Source organism: Falsigemmobacter faecalis, assembly GCF_003863335.1.
GTDB classification, from domain to species: Bacteria; Pseudomonadota; Alphaproteobacteria; order Rhodobacterales; family Rhodobacteraceae; genus Wagnerdoeblera; species Wagnerdoeblera faecalis.
This window is the reverse complement of sequence record NZ_RRAZ01000066.1, coordinates 1-5710: the sequence shown is the minus strand read 5'-3', so window position 1 is coordinate 5710 and position 5710 is coordinate 1. Positions and strand designations below refer to the sequence as shown.

General features: G+C 60.9%; 1 protein-coding gene and 2 pseudogenes. All 3 read right to left on the bottom strand.

The window, feature by feature from the left end; translation table 11 throughout:
• Window positions 1–516 precede the first annotated feature (516 nt).
• A pseudogene (locus EG244_RS19765) lies at window positions 517–859 on the bottom strand (transposase); the annotation flags it as partial.
• A 46-nt stretch (window positions 860–905) separates the two neighbouring features.
• Window positions 906–1986 (bottom strand): annotated as a pseudogene (locus EG244_RS19760) (transposase).
• A gap of 286 nt (window positions 1987–2272) precedes the next feature.
• On the bottom strand, window positions 2273–5425 hold the full coding sequence (locus EG244_RS21365) for a Hint domain-containing protein (protein WP_124966868.1): 3153 nt from the start codon (window positions 5423–5425) through the stop codon (window positions 2273–2275).
• Window positions 5426–5710 lie beyond the last annotated feature (285 nt).

The following is a 5710-nucleotide window of genomic DNA, read 5'->3' as shown; positions in this document are numbered from 1 at the left end:
GCAATCGTCATCTTCTGGATATGATCAATGAGTCCTGAGCCTAGCTGTTCCGGCCAGTTGCCTCTGCAGAAATGTCAGTTCACGTTCACATTCATGACAAAGAGGGCTGCGTATGAAAAGTTGGACTATCCCGGAGATAGTTTATGCATACGTACGACGTGCGGATGAGGGCGGTTGGGTAATCATTCCCCAAATTAATGGGGCTCAAACGTAGAATTTCCTCGTGGTGTAAACCGTAACCGTCCGGCGTAGCCTGCAGTTACCCACAAGTGGTGCGGCGAATTGATTCACCCAGCCCCTTGGCTTTGCCTGAGCACAAGCGATCATGAGTCGTCATGTGGCACCGAATGATTGAGGTGCAGGCATGGGGCAGAGTTGGGTGGAAACGGAAACTTCAGGGTGCGATCCGGGTGATGCCCGGTTGAACCGGCGCTTGGGTGCAATGCTCGAGGCCAGAGGTGGTCCGGGAATTTGGACCAGTTTTCCGCTCAGCTAAGCTCTGGCATGTGTTTCATGTCAGGCGGCGGCTTTCAGGTTCTGATCCAGGGTATCATATGCCTCGGCTGGCGTCAGCAACCCATGTGATGAGTGGGGGCGTTTTTCATTGTAATAGCTGATCCAGGCGCCGATCCTCTTACGTGCTTCTGATCCGGTCTCGAAGGCATTCAGGTAGGCGCATTCGTATTTGAGCGATCGCCACAGCCTTTCAATCATCCGGTTGTCGATCCAACACCCGCGCCCATCCATGGAGATCTTCACCCTGGCCTCCGGCAGCACCTCGGTGAACTCGGTGCTGCTGATCGGAGTTGAGGATCTCGGGCCGACCATATCTGGCCAGCGCCACCTTCAGAGTCTCGACGGGCTTATTGCCCTATTCGCTTATAGGGTGATGTGCCCCTTCTGGCTCACTTCACGCGTTCGATTTTGGCCATTCCCATGGCCGGGCAGCGGTTCAGGATCGCGATGCGGATGTGGAGTTCCGCCCCCTGCCGATCGGGATCTCGTGAGACGATCCGAGTACCGAGCACCGAGCAGCTTGAGGCAGTTCATCTGCGCCTCGGCGCGACTTCGGGCATGATAGCCGGACCCCTTCTTCCACAGCGCACGCGCAAAGCGCTGTGTGGCTCGCAGCGTTTCGTTTCGCCGGATCGCGGCGGGACAGTCGGGTTTCCACATGCGTCCATTTCGGCGGATCGGAATGATGGGCTCAGCGCCGCGCGCAAGGATCGCGTCGAGGCAACGGCGTGTATCGCAGGCCCCGTCCGCAGTGATGCTCCCGATCCCTTCAGCCTCCGGGATCTGCGCCAGCAGGTCGGGCAGCAGCGCGCTGTCCCCTTCATGGCTTGAGGTGAATTCGACCGCGCGGATGTCACCGGTCGCGGTGTCCATGGCCAGTATGAGCAGGACAAGCATTTGATCCTAGGGATCAAATGCCCTGCGATTGGTTTTCCCGACGATGGACCTTGCGTCATTCTCGCCTGCGCGTCGCGCCGTGTTTGCGGGCCAGCCATTCCTTGCGTCGGACTTACGCGGCTGCACTGCAGCCAAGGTTCCTCCTCACCCCGCGGAAACGAATGCCTGTGCTGTCGATGAGCAGATTGAAGGGCCCGCCAGCGCGTCGACAGGGGATCCGGATTGATATCCTGGCCTGACGGCGGCACAGGGTGGACCCGTCCGGCACAGGCCAGTCGAGGCCAGCCATCTCGATCAGGCTGGCGACGAGACCCCTCGCCATGGTCACTCGGACCAGTGGCATTCCCATGGCTCGATCTGGCGCAGCGGCAACCTGAACAGGATCTTCAACGTCAGGCAGGTTTGGATGGCCTGATCCGAAAATGTCTCCGGATGACCGTGCGTGCCTGTTCTTGGGGCGCACCAGTCAAGGTCGGCGTCAAACCAGATGGAACGTGACCCCCGCCGTTTCAGCGCGGCAGTGTAACGGGACCAGTTCGACGTGCGATAGCCTGGGGTAGAAGGCTTCGGCATGACTGCGAGTGATAACTCACTGATCCAGTGAGGTGAATCCATTCGGACGCATTGCGCAACAACGTCCTTCAAGAGCCACCTTCGCCTTGAACTCTGCAGAATGGCGCTTGCGTTGCGTCATGTCGGACGTTCTTCCTCAGGCGCTAAAGCTTAGATCCTGGTCCGAACTCATGCGACCACCTCTCCTGGGTCAGGTCCTGGCGGGCAGGCGATCGTGCCAATCGGGCCTTTTTGTTGCGCCCGGACCGGTTCGCGTATGGCAGCTGAAGGCCGCGCAGGTCAGTCTTCAGCAAGAGGCATTCGCACTGCGGGGTTGCGGCTGAGTGTCGGTGCCCTTCTTCGCCCAGCGGGCAACTGCAAGGCGCGCTTTACGGCCGCGCAGGTCCGGTCGGGCGAGGGGGGGCGGGTTACGCAGAAGACTTTCGCACTGCTCCAGGAGATCAATGCGGGACGCCAGGGGCAAAAGTTTCGGCAGCATCGGCCCAAGTGCCAGGCTTTCGCACAGCAGCCCCTCAGCTTCGATCAGATGGTGCGCATCGAACAGCAGGTGCCAATACCTTTGCTCGCCGGCACGGGTCTCTACTGCGATGGGGGCGAGATGGGTAAAATCCTTCGCAGGGATCAACACGCCTGCACCCGGGGCCCCGTCCGGCAGCGGCAGAAAAATGCGGTGCTGGCGGGTAACGTGCAGATCGCGCAACGGCCATCCCCGGCCTAAGCTGCCCGCAGGGATCCTCACAGGCGCCAGCCGTGGCTCGTCGCAGATGCGGCGGCGCGACACCTCATGCGACGCGATCCAGCGCAACGGCTGATAGCCCTTGTCGAGGGTCAGAACCAGGTCTCCGGGCTGCAGGTCCTGAACGGCGACGACGCCTTTCATACAGCGGATCAGCGTGCCTTCTGCAAAACAGATCACCGAGGTATTCTCGGTCGACAGCAACATCGCATCGAGCAGACCACCGCTGCTGCTGTAGATCTGCACACCACCCGCGGAATGGAGTCTCCCCCCGGCCTGCTCGGCCCGCATCCATTGCAGAGGGTTGCGGAACTGCTGATCGGGATTGTCGATATTCCACTGCGCCAGCGTGGTGGGATTATAGAAGGACTGCAGGTCGACGTGGTCGTTGTTCCAGGGGTCGGCATCGCCCAGGCCATTGATCGCGTTGAAATCCGTGATGACGTCGGCGCCCTCGACGAGGAACAGATCGGCGCCCGCCCCGCCGGTCAGATAATCCGCGCCTGCTCTGCCCGCGAGCGTGTCGGCACCATGACCGCCATAGAGGAGATCCGCGCCGTCCCCTCCGTCCAGCGAGTCATCACCGGTCCCGCCATAGACGATGTCATCCCCCGCGCCGGCGAAAACGGTGTCATTCCCCGCGCCTGCCTTGATGATATCGTTATGCGGGCCGCGCGATGGCGGGTGTTGCGTAGAGGCATCCACGCGGTCGCCATGGGGATCGCCGGTATAGGCGCTGTCGATGACATCGTCACCCTCACTGCCCGAGACCACCCAGTCGCGGTCCGAGACAAAGGTTTCCTCGCGGGTCAGCGGTGCCTCGGTGAAGGGATTAAAGCCTTCGAAAGTAAGCACCGGCCCGCTGAAATCCGTGCCATTAAAGCTGATCTGCGCATTGCCTGTGCCCTGGTCATAGCCCGACCTGATATGATGATTCAGCGCTTCCAGCGGGCTGGCACAGCTTTCGCCCGTCAACTGGTTATAGGTGGCAAGCGTGGCGTCGTTGAAGAGTGCGCTTAAATCGATGGTATCGTTGTTGACGGACGTTCCATCGTCAATTGCCCCGGTGTTGCCCGCGCGAAAATCTGTGATCGTGTCATTGCCCCGATCCTCCGCCTGCCAGACAAATTTGTCATTCCCCTGTCCGCCGGTCAGACTGTCATCGCCCTGTCCGCCGATGAGCACATCGTTGCCGGCACCGCCAGACAGGGTATCATTACCGGCACCGCCAGACAGGGTGTCATTGCCGTCTCCACCCTCAAGACGATCCTCGCCCGCGCCACCGTAGAGAGAGTCATTCCCGGTTCCGCCATCGAGGCTGTCGTTGCCCTCGTCACCGAAAAGCAGGTCGCTTGAATCGCCGCCATAGAGGGTGTCGCTTCCCTGGCCGCCATAGAGTGTGTCGAAGCCGCCCCCGCCCTTCAGTTCATCTGCGCCAGCCCCGCCAAAAAGGGTGTCATATCCGCTTTCGCCGTCGAGCCGGTCATCGCCGTCGTCACCGTAGAGCAGATCGTCGCCGGCCCCGCCGTTCAGGCTGTCATTGCCCTGGCCGCCGTAAAGGCTGTCTCTGTTTAAGCCGCCGTAAAGGGTATCATCGCCGTCATCGCCATAGATAGTATCTTCACCGGCATCGCCAAAGACGACATCCGCATCTGCTCCGCCCCGAATACTGTCAGCGCCGTCGCCGCCGTAAATCTTATCCTGACCTTCTTCCCCAAGCAGAACATCGTCGCCGCTATGGCCAAAAAGCGTATCCGCGCCATCGCCACCCGAAAGGCGGTCATTGCCCGCGCCGCCATAAAGCCCGTCATTGCCAAAGCCACCCAGCAGAGTGTCGTCGCCGTCTTCGCCGATCAGGCTGTCGTCCCCCTTGCCGCCCTCGAGGTGGTCGTTGTCATAGCCGCCGTTCAGGGTGTCATTGCCATCCTCGCCCAGCAGGGTGTCGTTGCCGTCACCGCCAAAGATCAGATCGTTGCCCGTACCACCCAGCAGGCTGTCGGCACCCTTTCCACCCTCAAGGTGATCATCTTCATCGCCACCGCTCAGGATGTCCTCGCCGTCACCGCCGTAAAGCGTGTCGCGCCCGCCGCCACCGTAAAGACGATCATCGCCTTCATCACCATAAAGATGGTCATTGCCTTCGCCGCCGTGCAGCGTGTCATGTCCGGGCCCGCCATAGAGAACGTCATTGCCCTCTGCGCCCTCAAGCAGGTCATTGCCTTCTGCGCCCTTCAGATAGTCATCGCCCGCCCCCCCGATGAGGAGGTCATCGTCCAGGCCGCCATAGATCAGGTCATCGCCTTCTCCACCGTAGAGGCTGTCCGCACCGGCGCCGCCCCAGAAAGTATCGTTGCCATCGTCGCCCCGGATGTAGTCATCGCCCTCGTTTCCCATCAGGGCATCGGCGCCGTCTTCGCCGTAAAGCGTGTCATTGCCCTCTCCGCCCCAGATGGTGTCGTTTCCCTCTCCGCCGTAAAGCGTATCCGCGCCCGTCCCGCCGTCGATGCTGTCGTGCCCCTCGTTGCCGAAGAGAAGATCATCACCGGTGCCGCCAAAGAGACTGTCCTGGCCGGTGCCCCCGCGCAGCGTGTCATTGCCCTCCCCGGCAGTGATCACATCATCGCCGGTGCCACCGTCAATATCGTCACCAAGCGCCGTGCCGAAGATCTCGTCATTACCCGTTGTGCCTTTTATGGTGGTCATGAGAGCCTCTGGCTGACAAATAGCGACGATAAAAGCACCGTCAGGGTGCCTTCCGCGCGGGGAAACCCCGGTGCCTGAATGAACGGGAAAAGGCTTCGCCTGTGCAGCCCCGCAGCGGTCAGCGGGGCCCTCCCAAGACTTCTGCCCGGGACGTATAAACGGTCTCAAAGCCCGACCGTGATGTAAAGCCTGGCGTATTTAAAGATTATCTGGAATTGGTCCGAACTCGGCGCCCATACCGCATCCTGCCTTCGGAGGCTGTGAATAGCCCGTCCGCGATAGCCG

Excerpts from the sequence above, each read along its gene's own strand:
- EG244_RS21365 (WP_124966868.1), bottom strand. The coding sequence starts at position 5,425 with ATGACCACCATAAAAGGCACAACGGGTAATGACGAGATCTTCGGCACG.